This is a genomic window from Mesorhizobium sp. P3_A2, from assembly GCF_056403115.1.
Genome location: NZ_JBFUGC010000001.1, coordinates 33,176 through 49,919 on the forward strand (window position 1 = coordinate 33,176; position 16,744 = coordinate 49,919).

19 protein-coding genes and 1 tRNA gene are annotated in these 16,744 nt (G+C 61.6%); 11 read left to right on the plus strand and 9 right to left on the minus strand.

Features of this window, described 5'->3' with window-relative positions:
- The first annotated feature begins 4 nt into the window (after positions 1 to 4).
- The 3 genes from AC1DXM_RS00110 to AC1DXM_RS00120 all read left to right on the plus strand — a co-directional run bounded on the left by AC1DXM_RS00110 (position 5) and on the right by AC1DXM_RS00120 (position 1,812).
- Complete coding sequence (locus tag AC1DXM_RS00110) at positions 5 to 727, plus strand: heme-copper oxidase subunit III family protein (protein WP_477231220.1); 723 nt, start codon at positions 5 to 7, stop codon at positions 725 to 727.
- Between the two features lie 9 nt (positions 728 to 736).
- The gene (locus AC1DXM_RS00115) at positions 737 to 1,141 is read left to right on the plus strand and encodes a cytochrome C oxidase subunit IV family protein (protein ID WP_477231221.1); all 405 of its coding nucleotides are present in this window, start codon (positions 737 to 739) and stop codon (positions 1,139 to 1,141) included.
- A 197-nt stretch (positions 1,142 to 1,338) separates the two neighbouring features.
- A complete protein-coding gene (locus AC1DXM_RS00120) occupies positions 1,339 to 1,812 on the plus strand; it encodes an aminoacyl-tRNA deacylase (RefSeq protein WP_477231222.1) in 474 nt (157 codons plus the stop codon).
- Positions 1,813 to 1,866: 54 nt separating this feature from the next.
- Here AC1DXM_RS00120 and AC1DXM_RS00125 read toward each other — a convergent pair whose 3' ends face one another.
- From AC1DXM_RS00125 to tig, 4 genes are all read right to left on the minus strand, one after another.
- Complete coding sequence (locus AC1DXM_RS00125) at positions 1,867 to 2,685, minus strand: DUF2189 domain-containing protein (protein ID WP_112564858.1); 819 nt, start codon at positions 2,683 to 2,685, stop codon at positions 1,867 to 1,869.
- A gap of 312 nt (positions 2,686 to 2,997) precedes the next feature.
- On the minus strand, positions 2,998 to 3,930 hold the full coding sequence (locus AC1DXM_RS00130; protein ID WP_477231223.1) for a heme o synthase: 933 nt from the start codon (positions 3,928 to 3,930) through the stop codon (positions 2,998 to 3,000).
- A 51-nt stretch (positions 3,931 to 3,981) separates the two neighbouring features.
- Complete coding sequence (locus tag AC1DXM_RS00135) at positions 3,982 to 4,362, minus strand: c-type cytochrome (RefSeq protein WP_477231934.1); 381 nt, start codon at positions 4,360 to 4,362, stop codon at positions 3,982 to 3,984.
- A gap of 265 nt (positions 4,363 to 4,627) precedes the next feature.
- Positions 4,628 to 6,103 carry a trigger factor gene (gene tig, locus AC1DXM_RS00140; RefSeq protein ID WP_477231224.1) on the minus strand — a complete coding sequence of 492 codons (1,476 nt, stop codon included), beginning with the start codon at positions 6,101 to 6,103 and terminating at the stop codon, positions 4,628 to 4,630.
- A 340-nt stretch (positions 6,104 to 6,443) separates the two neighbouring features.
- Between tig and AC1DXM_RS00145 the strand changes: the two genes are divergently transcribed.
- Positions 6,444 to 6,526, plus strand: a tRNA-Leu gene (locus AC1DXM_RS00145).
- 99 nt (positions 6,527 to 6,625) lie between these two features.
- Here AC1DXM_RS00145 and AC1DXM_RS00150 read toward each other — a convergent pair.
- The 3 genes from AC1DXM_RS00150 to AC1DXM_RS00160 form a co-directional block, all read right to left on the minus strand.
- Positions 6,626 to 8,074: an aromatic amino acid lyase gene (locus AC1DXM_RS00150; protein WP_477231225.1), complete on the minus strand. Its 1,449-nt coding sequence runs from the start codon at positions 8,072 to 8,074 to the stop codon at positions 6,626 to 6,628.
- Positions 8,075 to 8,162: 88 nt separating this feature from the next.
- On the minus strand, positions 8,163 to 8,744 hold the full coding sequence (locus tag AC1DXM_RS00155) for a GDYXXLXY domain-containing protein (protein WP_477231226.1): 582 nt from the start codon (positions 8,742 to 8,744) through the stop codon (positions 8,163 to 8,165).
- A complete protein-coding gene (locus AC1DXM_RS00160) occupies positions 8,741 to 9,853 on the minus strand; it encodes a DUF2157 domain-containing protein (RefSeq protein ID WP_477231227.1) in 1,113 nt (370 codons plus the stop codon). The genes AC1DXM_RS00155 and AC1DXM_RS00160 overlap by 4 nt, the downstream gene beginning before the upstream one ends.
- 235 nt (positions 9,854 to 10,088) lie before the next feature.
- On the opposite strand from AC1DXM_RS00160, the gene AC1DXM_RS00165 reads away from it, so the two are divergent.
- Both AC1DXM_RS00165 and AC1DXM_RS00170 read left to right on the plus strand, forming a co-directional pair.
- Positions 10,089 to 10,229: a DUF1127 domain-containing protein gene (locus AC1DXM_RS00165; protein ID WP_006335194.1), complete on the plus strand. Its 141-nt coding sequence runs from the start codon at positions 10,089 to 10,091 to the stop codon at positions 10,227 to 10,229.
- Positions 10,230 to 10,280: 51 nt separating this feature from the next.
- Entirely contained in the window at positions 10,281 to 10,424 is a 144-nt protein-coding gene (locus tag AC1DXM_RS00170) for a DUF1127 domain-containing protein (protein ID WP_112564748.1), read from the plus strand.
- Between the two features lie 370 nt (positions 10,425 to 10,794).
- Here the strand turns inward: AC1DXM_RS00170 and AC1DXM_RS00175 are convergent, their stop codons facing one another.
- A complete protein-coding gene (locus tag AC1DXM_RS00175) occupies positions 10,795 to 11,694 on the minus strand; it encodes a LysR family transcriptional regulator (RefSeq protein ID WP_477231228.1) in 900 nt (299 codons plus the stop codon).
- Between the two features lie 134 nt (positions 11,695 to 11,828).
- Here AC1DXM_RS00175 and AC1DXM_RS00180 point away from each other — a divergent pair, with 134 nt between their 5' ends.
- From AC1DXM_RS00180 to AC1DXM_RS00195, 4 genes are all read left to right on the plus strand, one after another.
- A complete protein-coding gene (locus AC1DXM_RS00180) occupies positions 11,829 to 12,308 on the plus strand; it encodes a carboxymuconolactone decarboxylase family protein (RefSeq protein ID WP_192257275.1) in 480 nt (159 codons plus the stop codon).
- 58 nt (positions 12,309 to 12,366) lie between these two features.
- Positions 12,367 to 13,119 carry an SDR family oxidoreductase gene (locus tag AC1DXM_RS00185; protein ID WP_477231229.1) on the plus strand — a complete coding sequence of 251 codons (753 nt, stop codon included), beginning with the start codon at positions 12,367 to 12,369 and terminating at the stop codon, positions 13,117 to 13,119.
- 63 nt (positions 13,120 to 13,182) lie between these two features.
- Positions 13,183 to 13,608, plus strand: coding sequence for a cupin domain-containing protein (locus AC1DXM_RS00190; RefSeq protein ID WP_477231230.1), 426 nt, complete (start codon positions 13,183 to 13,185; stop codon positions 13,606 to 13,608).
- 66 nt (positions 13,609 to 13,674) lie between these two features.
- On the plus strand, positions 13,675 to 14,685 hold the full coding sequence (locus tag AC1DXM_RS00195; protein ID WP_477231231.1) for a mechanosensitive ion channel family protein: 1,011 nt from the start codon (positions 13,675 to 13,677) through the stop codon (positions 14,683 to 14,685).
- On the opposite strand, the gene AC1DXM_RS00200 is transcribed toward AC1DXM_RS00195, so the two are convergent.
- Positions 14,668 to 15,156, minus strand: a complete 489-nt coding sequence (locus AC1DXM_RS00200) for an RrF2 family transcriptional regulator (RefSeq protein ID WP_477231232.1) — start codon at positions 15,154 to 15,156, stop codon at positions 14,668 to 14,670. The genes AC1DXM_RS00195 and AC1DXM_RS00200 overlap by 18 nt on opposite strands.
- Positions 15,157 to 15,325: 169 nt before the next feature.
- Between AC1DXM_RS00200 and trmFO the strand changes: the two genes are divergently transcribed.
- Positions 15,326 to 16,735 (plus strand): methylenetetrahydrofolate--tRNA-(uracil(54)-C(5))-methyltransferase (FADH(2)-oxidizing) TrmFO, encoded by a 1,410-nt coding sequence (trmFO, locus tag AC1DXM_RS00205; RefSeq protein WP_477231233.1) that lies wholly within the window; start codon positions 15,326 to 15,328, stop codon positions 16,733 to 16,735.
- The last annotated feature ends 9 nt before the right edge of the window (positions 16,736 to 16,744 follow it).

The window sequence follows — 16,744 nt, forward strand, 5'->3', positions numbered from 1 at the left end:
GAGCATGGCAGAAACGACACTGACGCATACCGGCCAAACGGAGTCGCGGCCCGCAGGCTGGCAAGGCATCGCCGCCGACTGGTCCTCGGATCAGCGCGCGTTCAAGAACGTGTCCTGGGGCAAGGCCATGATGTGGATCTTCCTGCTCAGCGACACCTTCATCTTCGGCTGCTTCCTGCTCTCCTACATGACCGCGCGCATCTCCACGCGCGTGCCGTGGCCCAATCCGAGCGAGGTCTTTGCGCTTCGTATCGGCGGCCAGGAAATCCCCCTTATCCTTATCGCCATCATGACCTTCGTGCTGATCTCGAGCAGCGGAACGATGGCCATGGCCGTCAATTTCGGCTATCGCCGCGACCGTCGCAAAACGGCAATTCTGATGCTTCTGACCGCAGCGCTCGGCGCGACCTTCGTCGGCATGCAAGCCTTCGAATGGACCAAGCTGATCACCGAAGGGGTACGGCCCTGGGGCAATCCTTGGGGCGCGGCACAATTCGGTTCGTCTTTCTTCATGATCACCGGATTCCACGGCACGCATGTCACGATCGGGGTCATCTTCCTCATCATCGTGGCGCGAAAGGTCTGGCGTGGGGACTACGACGTCGGACGTCCCGGCTTCTTCACCAGCCGCAGGGGTCGCTACGAGAACGTCGAAATCATGGGGCTCTACTGGCATTTCGTCGATCTGGTCTGGGTGTTCATTTTCGCATTCTTCTATCTTTGGTGAGAGGCTGACATGGCTGAAGCAACCGCAAACGGCCTTGGGCAACACCCACTTCACGCTGGTCATGCGCATGACGCGCCAGCGACTGGCGTCGCCCAGGCGGAGGTTCATCAGGAACACCCGATCAAGCTCTATCTGGTGGTCTGGGCATGGCTGTTCATCCTCAGCACCTGCTCCTATCTGGTCGATTATTTCGGCCTCCACGGCTATCTCAGATGGTCGCTGATCCTCATCTTCATGATCCTCAAGGCCGGGCTGATTGTCGCCGTGTTCATGCACATGGCCTGGGAGCGGCTGGCGCTGACCTATGCGATCATCCTGCCGCCGGTTCTGATACTGGTGTTCGTGGCGATGATGCTCTTCGAAGCGGATTACACGCTTCTCACCCGGATATCGTTTTTCGGCGCCGGACCCTGACGCGCAATCCGGATTTGAGGCTTCGCCCGCGGCATTTCCAGTCGGGAACCGCAGGATCCTGACTGCGGCCCGGGTCGACATGCTGCTGCCTTGAAACAAGCGGCGGCTGATCCATCTTGCTATTTATCGGAAACGATCGGAGGGGAATGATTGCCTTCGTTTCCAATGCGCCGCGAACTCTAGCAGGGAGGCCGAAGATGACGATCGCAAACAGACTGAAGGACTACATTGACGGGAGAGGAATCTCCTACGACACCGTCGCCCATCATCGCACATCGACGAGCAGGCAGTCCGCCATTGCCGCGCATGTGCCCGGCAGCATGATGGCCAAATCGGTGGTCGTTCACCACGAACTCGGTTATGCGCTGGCCGTGGTCCCAAGCACGCACAGAATCGAGCTCGGTACACTGCAGGACGTCATGGACAGGCGTCTTGGACTCGCCTCCGAAGACGAAGTGGTCTCACTCTTCGGCGATTGTGACACCGGCGCCATTCCACCGATCGGCGCGGCCTATGATGTCCCGGTGATCCTCGACGACAGCCTCGGCGAAGCCGCCGAAATCTATTTCGAGGGCGGCGACCACAGGACGCTGGTGCATGTGAGCGGCAAGGATTTCCGCAACCTGACCATGGGCGCACGTCACGCCCGCTTCAGCCACGCCGCCTACTGAAAAAATCAACCGTCTGCACCGGCACTCTCGCCGGTGCAGCCCAGCCGGATATCGTCAACTCGTCGGCCTGACCGGCGACGGCGGTTCCACAACCTTGCGGTAGACATGCCATGTGGCGTGACCGAGGATCGGCAGCACGACCGCCAGCCCGGCAAACACCGGCAGCGAGCCGATAATCAGGGCGACGGCGACGATCAGTCCCCAGACAGCCATGGTGATCGGATTTGCCAGCACCGCTCGCACCGAGGTGTGGATGGCTTCGTAGGCGCCGACATCGCGGTCGAGCAACAATGGGAAGGCGACGACTGTCGTGCACAACACCACCACCGCGAAGACGAAGCCGATGGCGTGCCCCAGGATAATCAGAGTCCATCCGCGCCCGGTGGCAAATATCTCATTGATGAAGCCGGATATCGATTCCGGCGGAGCCGGGCCGAAGAGATATTGGTAGAACATCTGCGCTGTCAAAAGCCAGGTGATGAAGATGGCAAACAGCATGATCCCGACCGCCGCGATGGCCGGCACTGCCGGAGAATTCCTGACCTCGAAAGCGTGCCTCCAGGAGGTGTCAAGCCCGGCTTCTCGTCTGCGGCTGATCTCATAGAGGCCGATCGCTGCGAATGGACCGATCAGCGCAAAGCCGGACACCAGCGGAAACAGCAACGGCAATGCATTGGCGCCCGAAGTCCAGGCTGCAAGCACGACGCCGACAAGCGGATAGAGCAGGCAGAGAAAGACGATGTGCGACGGTTTGACCATGAAATCGTCAACACCGCGCTTGAGCGCATCGAAAAGATCGGAAATACCGATTTTTCGAATTTTGGTATGTTCCAGCGTTTCGCTGGCGCCTGCAATCACGTGAAAACTTGCCATGCCCGTTCCTCCAGACCAGGTCCGGTACGGTCGCGGTTTCACGGTGCTGCCGTTCTGCATGACTGGCCACGCAAAACCGCGACCTGCACCGAAATCAACATACTCCATTGCCTGGAACTTGTCGCCCTTTTGTCACAAAGGCTCGGAAGGTCATGCGCTGGCTCTTGCGGCCCTTCTTCGATATCCTGTCTAATCGAAGGTGTAGGTCATGGACGGAAAAACCATTCTGCTGCTCGGCCTTGGCGTCGTCGCTCTGCTGATCCTGGGATTCTGTGCTCTGCCATCGTGAGCCGATCCCGATGTGCAACGCTGTCAACCTCCGGCTGACATGAACGCGCGCATCGCGATGGTGTCGGCAAGCAGCATGGCAAAGATCGCGAAAAGATAGAAAATCGAATAGGCAAACAACGCCTTTGCCGGCTTCATCTCCTTGTCGAGGATGACCAGAACCTTCAAGGCATACCAGATGAAACCCGCGCCCAACGCGGCCGAAACAACCCCATAGAACCCGCTCGCGAATCCGAACGCCCAGGGCAGCACGCTGATTGGCGCCAGGAGCAGTGAATAGGCGAAGATCTGCCTTCTGGTCGAGGCCTGGCCGGCCACGTTCGGCATCATTGGGATCCCGGCAGCGGCGTAGTCGCCGGCCTTGAACAGCGCGAGCGCCCAGAAATGCGGCGGCGTCCATAGGAAAATGATCAGGAACAGGATGAGGCTTTCAATGCCGATTGCGCCAGTGGCCGCCGCCCAGCCAATCATCGGAGGAAGGGCACCCGCCGCGCCGCCGATGACGATGTTCTGCGGCGTCGAGCGCTTCAGCCACATTGTATAGATGACGACGTAGAAAAAGATGGTGAAGGCCAGCAGCGACGCGGCGAGCCATCCCACCAGCACGCCGAGCGTCATGACCGCAAACGCGGAAAGCACCAGGCCGAAGCCGAGAGCTTCACCGGGCGTGACGCGGCCTGACGGAACCGGCCGCTTTGATGTGCGCGACATCAGCGCGTCGATGTCCGCGTCGTACCACATGTTGAGCGCCCCGGCCGCTCCCGCTCCAACTGCAATTGCAGCTATTGCGATCACGGCGATGACCGGGTTCATCGCGCCGGGCGCCACCATCAGACCGACGAAAGCGGTAAAGACGGCAAGCGCCATGACCCGAGGCTTCAAGAGCGCAAAGAAATCGCCGGCCGTCGCTTCCGAGAGGCGGACGCCGGTATCCTTGAGGCTTTCTTTGACCGACATTTGAGGCGACCATCGATGGAAACGGGCAGTCTGGCCGACCAAAGAGCCAAGCTACTGGGAAAATTGCTTCAGATAGGCAATGACATTGGCGATGTCCTCGTCCTTCTTGAGGCCGGGAAACGCCATCTTCGTACCTTTGACCATGGCCTTGGGATCGTGAAGGTAGGTCGTCAGCGTGGGTTCATCCCATTTGACGCCGGATTTGCCGGCCGCGATCATGGCCTCGGAATATTTGAAATCCGGATGCGTGCCGGCCGTCCGGCCGATAACCCCGTGCAACGACGGACCGATCTTGTTCGTGTCTTGGTCTGCGATGTGGCAGACCTTGCATTTGGTGAAGACCTTCTCGCCCGCCGCAGCATCCTGTGCCCGCGATGGATTGGAGATGAAGGTTGCAACAGATACGACAGCGAAAAACACAACCAAGCGCATGGCATTTCCTCCCTGATCGTCAAATTTGCCCGAGACGATCTTCGCATGCCGATACCGCCAGCATGCGCGTTGCACGACAGAACGGATTCTCCGCTTCTCCCCCCAGATGGAATTGCGGCACCTGTGTACCACAGAATCTGGCCAGCAGGTAGAACAGGTCGACCGTACAAAGGTTTAGGTGATCTGCGGTGGCTCAAGGGCACATCCGCCACAACGAAAAAGGCCGCCTCGAGGGCGGCCTTTTCTGATCTTGTCGTCAAGCGGCTTATTCCGCGTCCTTGGCAGCCTTCTTCTTCGGCGCGGCCTTCTTCTTGGGCTCTTCCGCGTCGTCGGCCTTTTCAGCCTTGTCGGCCTTCTTGGCAGCGGCCTTCTTCGCCGGCTTGGCCTTGGCGGTGTCGGTCTCCTCGTCGTCCGCCATCAGCTCTTCCTTGCTGACCTTGACGTCGGTGACCGAGATCTGGCCGAGCAGATGGTCGACGACCTTCTCCTCGAACATCGGCGCGCGCAACGTGTTCAGCGCTTCCGGATTGCTGCGGTAGAACTCGAACGCTTCCTGCTGCTGGTTGGCCGGGTAGCGGCGCACCTGCTCGAACAGACCGCGCTGCAGTTCCTCGTCCGAGACGGTGACGCCGGCCTTCTCGCCGATCTCGGCCAGAACCAGACCGAGACGCACGCGGCGCTCGGCAAGGCGCAGATATTCGGCGCGTGCCTCTTCTTCCGTCGTTTCTTCATCGGCGAAGGTCCGGCCGGCAGCTTCGAGATCGCGGTTGACCTGGGTCCAGATGTTGTTGAACTCGGCATCGACGAGCTTCGAGGGCGCCTCGAATGAATAGGCCGCGTCAAGCTGGTCGAGCAGCTGACGCTTGACCTTCTGGCGGGTCATCGAACCGAACTGGTTTTCGATCTGGCCGCGCACCACATCGCGCAGGCGCTCCAGCGATTCCAGGCCGAGATTCTTGGCCATCTCGTCATTGATTTCCAGCGCGCCGGGCTTGGACACTTCCTTGACGGTGACGTCGAAGGTGGCTTCCTTGCCGGCCAGATGCGCCGCCTGGTAGTTTTCGGGGAAAATGACCGTGACCCGCTTCTCGTCGCCGGCCTTGGATCCAATGAGCTGGTCCTCAAAACCCGGGATGAATTCCTTGGAACCCAGCACCAGCGGCTGGTCGGTGCCGGCGCCGCCGGAGAAGGCCTCGCCATCGATCTTGCCGACATAGTCGATCGAAACGCGGTCGCCTTCGGCGGCCTTGCCGGTCTTCGGCTCGAAGCTGCGTGCCGATTCGGCGACGCGCTGGACCTGCTCGTCGATCTCGCTGTCCGGCACTTCGAACACCTGGCGCGTCACCTTGATGTCGGAGAAATCCTTGATCTCGATCGCCGGGATGACCTCGTAGTTGAGGCGGAATTCGAAGTCGGCGCCGCCGGCCAGGATCTTCTCGGCCTCTTTCTCGTCCTCGGTCATGATCACTTCGGGCTGCATGGCGGCCTTTTCGCCGCGCCCGGTGATGATCGAACGGGTCGAATCGTTGAGGATCTCGTTGACCACTTCGGCCATGAACGACTTGCCGTAGACCTTGCGCAGGTGCTGCACCGGCACTTTGCCGGGACGGAAGCCGTTGATGCGGACCTTGTTGCGGGCGTCGGACAGCCGCGCCATCAGCTTGGCTTCCATGTCACCGGCCGGCACGGTGATCTTAATCTCGCGCTTGAGACCTGAGTTGAGCGTTTCGGTGACCTGCATCGTAAAACCTTTATCTTCACCAAAGAGACTGCCACGGCCTTCTGCCGTTCACAGCCTGCCGGTACAATCTTGCCGGGAATGGCTTTTGGTACGGAACCTGGCGATTTGACCGAAATTACGGCTCAAACTCTTCCAAACTGCGTTCCAAGATGTGAATAAGTTCTTGTTTTTCCTACTTCTTATCACATTCTGCAGAAGCGGATCGGCGCGTCCCGTCACATTTGACACGCCTTTTGTCACAGGCGAGGGTAATTTTCAACCATCTTCGCGTTGCAGCGAATGGGCACCATTTTCGCCCCGACATTGACAGAATGATGGCTACATGGGATTGCCGGGCCACGCGGGTATGGCGGAATTGGTAGACGCACCAGATTTAGGTTCTGGCGTGAAAGCGTGGGGGTTCGAGTCCCTCTACCCGCACCATCCTTCGCTCTGACGAGCTTCGGGTGGCAGGCCACCTGAGGCTCGTCAGAGCGAAGGATGTCCTCCGAAGCCTTGGCGTAGGAGGACTGGCGCGACGCCCTACACTTCAAACACCTGCCCCGTGAACCACTGCGCCAGCTTGGCCAGCTCCGGCCCCAGCACGCGGTCGGCATCGACCGGCGGCACGATCTTCCTGATATCCGCGACGAAGCCCTGCAGCGCCGGCGGTGCGGCGCGATTGGTGACGTAGAGCGCCTGCAAGGCGATCATGGCCAGCATGGCCATTGCCGCGTCGAGGCAGCGGCCGGCGGTTGCTTCCTTGGTCCAGGCGAAGAATGCCGTGGTGGCGACGTCGTCCTGGCCGGCGCCGGCCGATTCGGTTCCCGGAATGAAGGTGCGCTGCGCCGCGAGCTTGGCCTGTTCGAGATAGCCGGTAATCGCCATCGGGACATAACCGACATTGCCGTGGCCGTCGCTGTCGGCCCAATGCCGCCCTGTCATCAACAGGTCGGGCAGCAGCGACACCTTGCCGTTCAGCAGTTTTGAGGCGTGGCGGTCGCAGAGCAGGCAGAGATCGGCCCAGATCGCCGCCAGATCGTCCAATGCCGGCGTCGCCATGGCATTGTGATAGCCGCCGGTCGAGATGCAGCGCCCCAGTGGATGCGCCGCGTCCGGCGGGATATAGACGGGATTGTCCGATATCGAAGCCAGAGACACGGTCGCCGCCTGCTCGGCGCCCGCCAGCGCCCGGTGCGCGTGGCCGAGCACGCGCGGCACGATGCGGTAGCTGACCGGCGCCTGATAGTTGCGCCGCCCGTCGCCGGCGCCAACCAGGAACTGCCGCAACCCGCGCAAGGCCGCCGCCTCATGCGCGTCGCCCCAGAGCCCGTCGAGCGCGGCATCATAATGCTCGAGCGGGGCGCGAAACGCCTCGATCGACAGCGCAAACACCTTGTGCGCCATCGCAACGCGGCGGCGTGCGGCAAGCGCCGCGTCAGCCACCAGCGCCGCCGCGCAAGGCGAGCCGTTGATCAGCGATCCGCGCTCCTTCACTTCGAGCTCCAGGCCAGCGGTGAGCTCGGCAAACAGCGGATAGAGGGCCAGGATCTCGCCGGCGCCGCCCTGCCCTTGCGACGGCACCACTGGCATCGGTCCGCCGTCGAGCATTGCGGCAACGGCTAGCGCAATGCGTGGCGTGGTGGCGGCATTGCCTTCGATGAAATTAGTCAGCCGGGCCAGCACGATTGCCCTGACGACGCGCTCAGGCAACGGCTCGCCGAAGGATGTGGCCGCAGCAAAAGCCTTGATGCGTGCATGGCGGTCGCGCTCGTCGCGTTCGAGCTTGCGGCTCGCCAGCTCGCCCATGGCGGTGGTGACGCCGTAGATGATGGGCGGCGGATCGGATTCAATGAGTTTCAGGAACGAGGCGCGGCACTCGGCAATGCGTTGCAAGGCCTTGTCGCTGATGGCGACCGTGTCGTTTTTCCAGGCGACGCGTAAAACTGCATCGAGATTGATGTCTTCACGCGTCGTCAGCGTAGTCGTCATGGTTCCTCGCCCGGACCCTTGTTGCATGCGGGCGAAGCGATCGTTTTACCGAAATCCGTGCCCTAAAGTGAACTTCCAGCCGAGAATTCTAATAGAGCGGTTCCTCGAACAATGTCTTGTCGCCGTCCATCAGCGCCTTGATCTGCGCCTCGCCATTGGCGGCGAGCGCGATGCGCACCCCGAATGGCCGCACTCGCATGTCGTTCTGGATCGAGATGCCCTGTCCCTCAGGCAGGTAGAAACGGTCGATGCCATATTGCGGTGCGATTGTGGATTCGGCATCAAGCGTCCAGCCCGGCGCGACCTGGCCGACAATATCGGCTTCGTCGGCGGCCGGCGGCGTCGGCGCCTTGCCGAACCAGGCAGTGGTCGCATGCCAATAGCCGTCGGCGCCCGGCTTCAGCCGGACCACGATCGGCGTGTTCTCGGTGCTGAGCTGTTCGGCCGGAATGTTGGCGATCAGCTTGACCGGCAGGCGCGATATCTCGTAGCCGAGTATAATATAGTCGCCGCGCAACAGGTCGCGCGGATCGACCGGCTCGATCTTCAGCAGGACCTCCTTGCCGTTGCGCAGGATCGCGGCCCGGCCGGCGATGATCCAGCTCAGGAAGCCGATCTGCACCAGCGCCAGCACCAGCGCCGAGATGACAAGTTTCTTTCCCGATATCATGCTGCCGCTCCTTCCGGGGCCTTCATGCGTTTTTCCACGCGGATGATGACGAGGGCCAGGATGCCGAACAGCACCGCCGCGGCCAGGAAGAAGCCGGCCGTGTCGAGCATCGATTGCAAGGTCACCACGTAGATGATGGCGAGTTCGAAGGCAAAGCCGGCATAGGCGACCCAGCGCAGCCCCCTGCTCTCGCGCCCGCCCAGCATGACCGCCGCGGCAATGCCGGCCAGTGCCACGACCGAGGCGATGGCAAAGCCGCCGTTGAAGGTGCTGTGATCACCCAGTTCGAACTGGATCATCGCCAGGCCGGTGAGAAAGCCGATCAAGGCATGCAATGGCAGCCGCCCGCCGAGTTGCAGAACCCGGTCGACCGGCTCAGCGGCGAAGATTGCCACGGCAAACAGCAGCGCCGACACCACGACCAGCGGGATAGCCAGCAGCAGCGTGTTGTGGTCCATGCCGCGCAGCGCGATATAGAAGATGACCGAGAGAATAATCAGGTGCCGGGCCGGCTGGCTGCGCGTCCAGAACGAGACGACAAACAGCGCCAGTGCCATGATGACGAAGAAATTCGGGAATTCGGTGCGGTTGTAGAAGTCGAACTCCCGCACGAACAGCCAGGCCACGGAAATGCCGACGGCAGCGACGGTCAGCGGGTTCGAGCGCAACGCCACCGCGGCAAGTGCTGTGCCGATGCCCCAGGTGACAATGGCCGAGGCCTCGTCGCCCGTGAGATGGTACATCTGGCCGATCAGCGCGATCGAACCGCCGAAGGCCGCGGCCGCCACGATCCACAGTGCCTCGCCGATCGCTGCCTGGTCGCGGTTCTTCAGCACGGCGCCGCCGACATAGCCGGCGAGAATGACGGCAAACAGTGCCGCGACCCGCACCAGCCGCGGGATGGCCTCCCAGTTGGAAGCGACGAAGAGCAGAATGGCGGCGCCAAACAGCAGCGCCGCCATCATCGCCAATATGGTGCCGAAGCTCAGCGATTTGCGTTCGTTTGCGTCGATATCCCGCCTCAGCGCATCGGCCGTCTTCGCGTCGATCAGGCCGGCCTGCAGCCAACGCGCGATATCCGTCCTCACCCGTGACGAATAGCTCGCCATGCCGCTTCTCCCCCAGTTTCGGCCTTTTGTCAGCCGATGCGGTCAAACCGCTGACGCTACGACATTTTCCGATTCGGGTTTCTTTATGTCGAAGCCGTGAACGCGCGTTAATGTTGCATTGCACAATTTGCATTGCTGCCATGCGTCAATGGCACTTTTAAATCGATATAGGTCCGCCTATTTTCCATTCGTACACAAACGGAATGATCCGAAGAAAGACGAAACGAGTACTACCATGAACCTGATCCGCAACTACCGCAACTGGCGCCGCTACCGGGACACCGTCTCCGAGCTGAGCCGCCTGTCGAACCGTGAACTGACCGACCTCGGCATCAGCCGCAGCGACATCCACTACGTCGCCCGCAAGGCGGTCTAATCCTCTTCGGATCGCAAATGATCCGAACCAGTTTTGAAAAAGAGAACGACAATGAACCTGATCCGCAACTACCGTAACTGGCGCGTTTATCGCGACACCGTTACCGAGCTGGGTCGCCTTTCGAACCGCCAGCTCCATGATCTCGGCATCGTCCGCGACGAGATCAAGATCGTCGCCCGCAAGGCGACCTTCTAACGGCAAGAATTTCGCCAGGGTCGACCTCCTCCCCGACCCTGACGGATACGGCCAACCCTTACCTCCTCCCGAGGGTTGACCATCAAAACGGCGCCCGCCGCACCTCCTCCCGCGGCGGGCGCTGTTTCCAAAGCGAACGCAGTTCGTCTTTCAAAGCGAACGCAGTTCGTCTTCCAGGGGTTTCGCCCCCCTTGATCCGGTGAAAAGAATTTCGTCAAAGCCGACCTCCTCCCCGGCGATGGCGAATACGGCCGATCCCCACCTCCTCCCGAGGATCGGCCCCCAAAACGACACCCGCCGGATCCTCCCCCGGCGGGTGTTGTTGTTTCTGGGGCAGGCTTTCAGCTGAGCACTCCGTCGACCAAGGCGCTTATGCCGCCATCCAAGCATCGTCGCGGACGGACTGGACAAGAAAGTCGAGCACCGTCGTCACCCGCAGCGGCATGTTCTTGCGGGATGGATAAACGACATTGATCGGCAGCCGCGTCGGCGGAAAATCCGGCATCACCTTGACCAGCCTGCCGGCTTCGATGTCCGGCCCGGCCAGGATATGGGACAGCACCGCAAGCCCGGCCCCGGCCAGTGTTGCCCGATGAACCGCCATTGAATTGTTGGCGACCAGGCGAGGTTCAACCCGCAGAACAACATCGTCCGCCCCGTCGGAGAACGACCATGACCGGCCATCGCCGGCACGGCTGTAACAAATGCAGCGGTGATCCCTGATGTCTTGCGGCGCTTGCGGCATATCCCGTCCCTCGAGATAGCATGGCGAGGCCACGAGAAAGGCAGTGGTCCAGCCGATCCGGCGGCAGATCAGGCTGCTGTCGCCGACTGGGCCGAGGCGCGCCTCGAGATCGATGGCATCAGCGACGAGATCCGAGGGTTCCTCCCGCAAGATCAGTTCGACGGCAAGAGATGGATGGCTCTCCAGCAGCCTTGCAAGGCGGTCGCCGATAAACAACCCGAGCGGCGTAGGCAGGCTAAGTCGCACTTTTCCCGATACGGTTGCGCCCTCAGTGCCACTCGCTTCGCTCAGCGCGTCGACCGCTTCCACCACGCGCAGCGCCATCGGCAGCATCTGTTCGCCCTCCACCGTCAAGGCAAGCGCGGTTGTGGTGCGATGCAGAAGGCGCGTCTTCAGATGCGCTTCCAGCGCGGAGACCTGCCGGGACACGGCCGGCTGCGTCAAATTGAGGTCGATCGCGGCCGCGGAGAAGGACCTTGTCTGCGCCACCCGCAGGAACGTTCGCAATGCCGATACGACGTCCATCCTTACCCTCATTACCTTTCGACATATGCCTTATGTCCGCATCCTAGGCGGCAGGCGCTTTACTGTCCAGCTATTATGGATATTAATTGTCCTTAAGGATACAAAATATCCTCAAACCGTCAAAAGGACTAGCCATGACACAGCGCCTGAACGCCGCCCAACAATCGCCCGAGCTGTTCAAGAAGCTTTCCGACCTCAGCATGGCCGAGGCGCACGGCGCCATCGAGGAAAAGATCCGCGATCTCGTCCATATCAGGGCTTCGCAGATCAATGGCTGCGCCTTCTGTCTCGACATGCATGTCAAGGAAGCAAAGATCCACGGCGAGAGCGAGCTGCGGCTCTACCATGTCGCTGTCTGGCGGGAATCGACCCTGTTCATTCCGCGTGAGCGTGCCGCTCTTGCCTGGACGGAAGCCGTCACGAAACTCCCCGAAGGCGGCATTCCCGACGAGCTCTACGAGCGTGTGCGCGGGCAGCTTTCGGAAAAGGAAATTTCCGACCTGACCTTGTCGATCATGACCATCAATGCCTGGAACCGCCTCAACGTCGCCTTTAAGACTGTGCCCGGTTCGGCGGACAAGCTCTACGGGCTCGGCAAGGCCGGCCTGAACTGACCCTTCCCCAATCATCAATCGATGCGGCGTGACAGCGCGGCCGCAAACGGAGAGCATCATGAAAATCGTCATCATCGGCGGCACCGGCCTCATCGGCACCAAAACCACCGAACGCTTGCGCAAGCAGGGCCACGAAGTGATCGCAGCCGCGCCGAACACCGGCGTCAACACCATCACCGGCGAAGGGCTGAAGGAGGCACTCGCCGGCGCCGAGGTGGTCATCGATCTCGCCAACTCGCCGTCCTTCGAAGACAAGGCCGCGATGGAATTCTTCGAGATGTCGGGCCGCAACCTGCTGGCGGCGGGCAAGGCTGCCGGGGTCAAGCACCATATCGCGCTCTCGGTTGTCGGGACCGAACGCCTGCAGGACGCCGGCTATTTCCGCGCCAAGCTCGCCCAGGAAAAGCTGATCAAGACTTCCGGCATTCCCTACACCATCGTTCATTCCACGCAGTTCATGGAATTCCTGCCCGCCATCGCCAAATCCGGAGCTGTCGGCGAAGCCGTGCATCTGTCGCCGGCCTATGTGCAGCCCATCGCATCCGACGATGTCGCCGATGCCATGGCCAATGTCGCGCTCGCCGCGCCGATCAACGGCACGATCGAGATTTCCGGCCCGGAGCGTGTGCGCATGAGCGAGCTCGTCGCTCGTTACCTCAAGGCTTCCGGCGATCCCCGCAAGGTCGTGACCGATCCGGAAGCGCTCTATTTCGGCGCCAGGCTGAACGACAATTCGCTCGTCTCCGACAACGATCCCCGCCTTGGCCACATCAGCTTCGAGCAGTGGTTCGCCACTTCGGCGCGGAAATGACCGCCAGGCTGCGTCTCAGCCCAGGCGCAGCGCATTGCGCAATACAAGAAAAGGAGTTTCGAAATGATCAAGTCCATCGCCGCAGCCGTCATCGTGACGGCAGCCCTGGCCAACCCGGCCGGAGCCAAGGATGCTCACGCCGGCGGAAAGGCCGCCAAAGTCACGCTTGTCTATGAACATGAACTGCCGAATGTGCCAGGCAAGAGCATCAAGGGCATCCTGGTTGAATATGGTCCCGGTGGCGTCTCCGAGGCGCACACCCATCCGAGCTCGGCCTTCATCTACGCGACGGTTCTGGAAGGCTCCATCCGCAGCCAGGTCAATGACGATCCGGCTAAGGTCTACAAGACCGGCGAGAGCTTTTCGGAGATGCCGGGCGACCGCCACAGCGTGAGCGAGAACGGCTCCAAGACGAAGCCCGCAAAACTGCTGGCCGTCTTCGTGGTCGATACCGCCCAGAAAGAATTGACCTATCCGGTCACGAAGTAGGCCGAAAGGGCCGGACGCCCTTCCGGCGTCCGGCCCTGCCTGTGAGCTTTATCCTGTCGGGGACCCATGTTCGGCGATCATCTGCCTCTTGTCTTGATCAATCTGCTGGGGCTTGCCGGCATTGTCGTCTGGTATTTCCAGGGCCGTGGGCGCCCGATGGCACGCCTGGTCGTCCAGATCCTGTTCTTCGCCGGCATGACCGCGGTGCTCTGGCTCAGCGGAATCCTGCCGCATTGGGTGGTTGAGACCGATCTTCAGAGCGCGTATCTGGCAAAGTCGGCGCGCATCCTCTGGTGGATACACCTTGCCTGGACGCTTGTCGGCTTTGTGCGCCTCTATATCGTCGTGGAACACCGGCCGCGCGAAGCGCGCCTGCTCCAGGAGCTGGTCGTCGCGGTCATCTATCTCGGCGTGGCGCTGTCGATAACGGGTTTCGTCTTCGGCGTTCCGGTAGCGACGTTGGCGGCAACGTCGGGCGCGGTTGCGATCATTGTCGGGCTTGCGCTCCAGAACACGCTTGGCGACGTCTTTTCCGGCATCGCGCTGACGCTGGGGCGTCCCTATACGCTCGGCGACTGGATCATGCTGGGCGACGGCACGGAAGGACGCATCGTCGAAACAACCTGGCGCTCCACGCATCTGCTTACCGGTGCGTCCAACATTGTCGTCCTGCCCAACAGCGTGTTGGCGAAGGTCAGCCTGACCAATCTCAGCCGTCCCGACGAGAGACAGCTGATCAGCGTGAACGTGCGGATCGCCAGGACACAGGCGCCGCATGTCATCGAGGGAGCTATGCGCGAGGCCCTCGGAAACTGCGAGCGGATCGTCAAGGACCCGGCACCGCTTGTCGCGCTCAAGGACATCGACGCGGTGGCAATCGGGGTGGACCTGTTCTTTTGCGTGGCCGGTCCGGCCGACCGGTTGCTTGCGAGGAATGAGGTGATCGACTCTGTCCATCGCCATTGCGAGGCGAATGGTCTTTCCCTGGCTATGCCGCCGCAGAGCTATGCCATCCTGCTGCCGGCGACGGGAGACCAGCCGCAAGCGAAGCTCATGCGCTCAGCCGGCGCGCTCTAGCACCCATTCGAAACTGTTCTTCCAAAGCTCCGCCGGAATCTCCTGCGCCAGCGCTGCAGTGAGGTCGGAAAGTCGGACACTGCGCAGTTTTGCCCGCCAGGCCTCGTCGGCTTCCCACATAATGCGAGACACCGCGCAGGGACCGCTTTCGCAATAGCCCTGCGGACGGCAAGGATTGTTTTCGCGGATGTTGGTGCACACAAACGTCCGCGACTTGCCCTCCACCGCTTCAACGATCTCGAGGAAGGTCAACTCGGCCGGCGGCCGCGCCAGCCGGTATCCGCCTGACGGACCGAGCGTCGTATCGACCAGGCCGGCCTGTGACAGGCTTTGCAGCGCCTTGGAAAGATACTCCTTGGGAAGGCCGTGGAATTCGGCGAGCGCTTTTGTCGAGAGATAACGCCCGGCAGGCAGGCCCGCGAGAATGGCGCAGCAATGCAGCGCCCATTCGACTTGGCTTTTCAGGATCATCAATTAATTCCGGGGTCGATACCGCTCGATCTTATATTAAGGATATGAAATATCCCTATTTTTCTGCTGTGTAAACAGACGGTCTTGCGGAGTGGTTGCGGAACGGCAACGGCTCACCCTCGCAGCCGGCCAATTGCAAACCGCGCGGTAAGCGATTATTCCGGCGCTCATGAGCAAAAATCCAATCCACATTATCGGCGGCGGCCTCGCCGGTTCCGAAGCCGCATGGCAGGCCGCGCAAGCCGGTGTCCCGGTAATCCTGCATGAAATGCGTCCGGTGCGCGGCACCGATGCCCATAAGACTGATGGCCTGGCCGAGCTCGTCTGCTCCAATTCCTTCCGCTCCGACGATGCCGAAAACAACGCCGTCGGCCTGCTGCATGCCGAAATGCGGCTGGCCGGTTCGCTGATCATGAGCGCCGGCGACGCCAACCAGGTGCCGGCCGGCGGCGCGCTCGCCGTCGACCGCGATGGCTTCTCCGACGCGGTGACCAAAAAACTCGAAGCGCATCCGCTGATCACCATCGAACGCGAGGAAGTGCCAGGCCTGCCGCCGGCGGAGTGGGACCAGGCAATCATCGCCACCGGTCCGCTGACCGCGCCCTCGCTTGCCCAGTCGATCGCAGAGGCAACCGGCGCCGATGCGCTGGCCTTCTTCGACGCCATCGCCCCGATCATCCATTTCGACACCATCGACATGGACACCTGCTGGTTCCAGTCGCGCTACGACAAGGTCGGGCCCGGCGGCACCGGCAAGGACTATATCAACTGCCCGATGGACAAGGAGCAGTATCTCGCCTTCGTGCAGGCGCTCGTCGACGGCCAGAAGACCGAATTCAAGCAATGGGAGGGCACGCCCTATTTCGACGGCTGCCTGCCGATCGAGATCATGGCCGAGCGCGGGGTCGAGACGCTACGCTACGGGCCAATGAAGCCGATGGGCCTGACCAACGCCCACAATCCGACGGTCAAAGCCTATGCCGTCGTGCAGCTGCGCCAGGACAATGCGCTGGGCACGCTCTACAACATGGTCGGTTTCCAGACCAAGCTGAAGCATGCCGAGCAGGTGCGCATTTTCCGCACCATTCCGGGCCTGGAAAACGCCGACTTCGCCCGCCTGGGCGGCCTCCACCGCAACACCTACATCAATTCGCCGACACTGCTTGACGCTTCGCTGCAGTTGAAATCGCGGCCCGGCCTGCGCTTTGCCGGCCAGATCACTGGCTGCGAAGGCTATGTCGAAAGCGCTGCGATCGGCCTGCTCGCCGGTCGCTTCGCCGCCGCCGAACGGCTCGGCCACGCGCCGTCGCTGCCGCCGCTCACCACTGCCTTCGGCGCGCTGCTCAACCACATCACCGGCGGCCACATCGTCTCCGACGACGAGCCGGGCAAACGCTCCTTCCAACCGATGAATGTCAATTTCGGCCTTTTCCCCCCGGTGGGGGCGCCGAAAACCGAAGGCAAGCCCCTGCGCGGCAAGGACAAAACGGTTGCTAAGCGCCACGCGATCACGTCGCGTGCGCGGGCTGATTGCCGGGAGTGGCTGGGGCTGCCGGCGCGAGCCGAGGCGGCGGAGTAAATTCCTTGC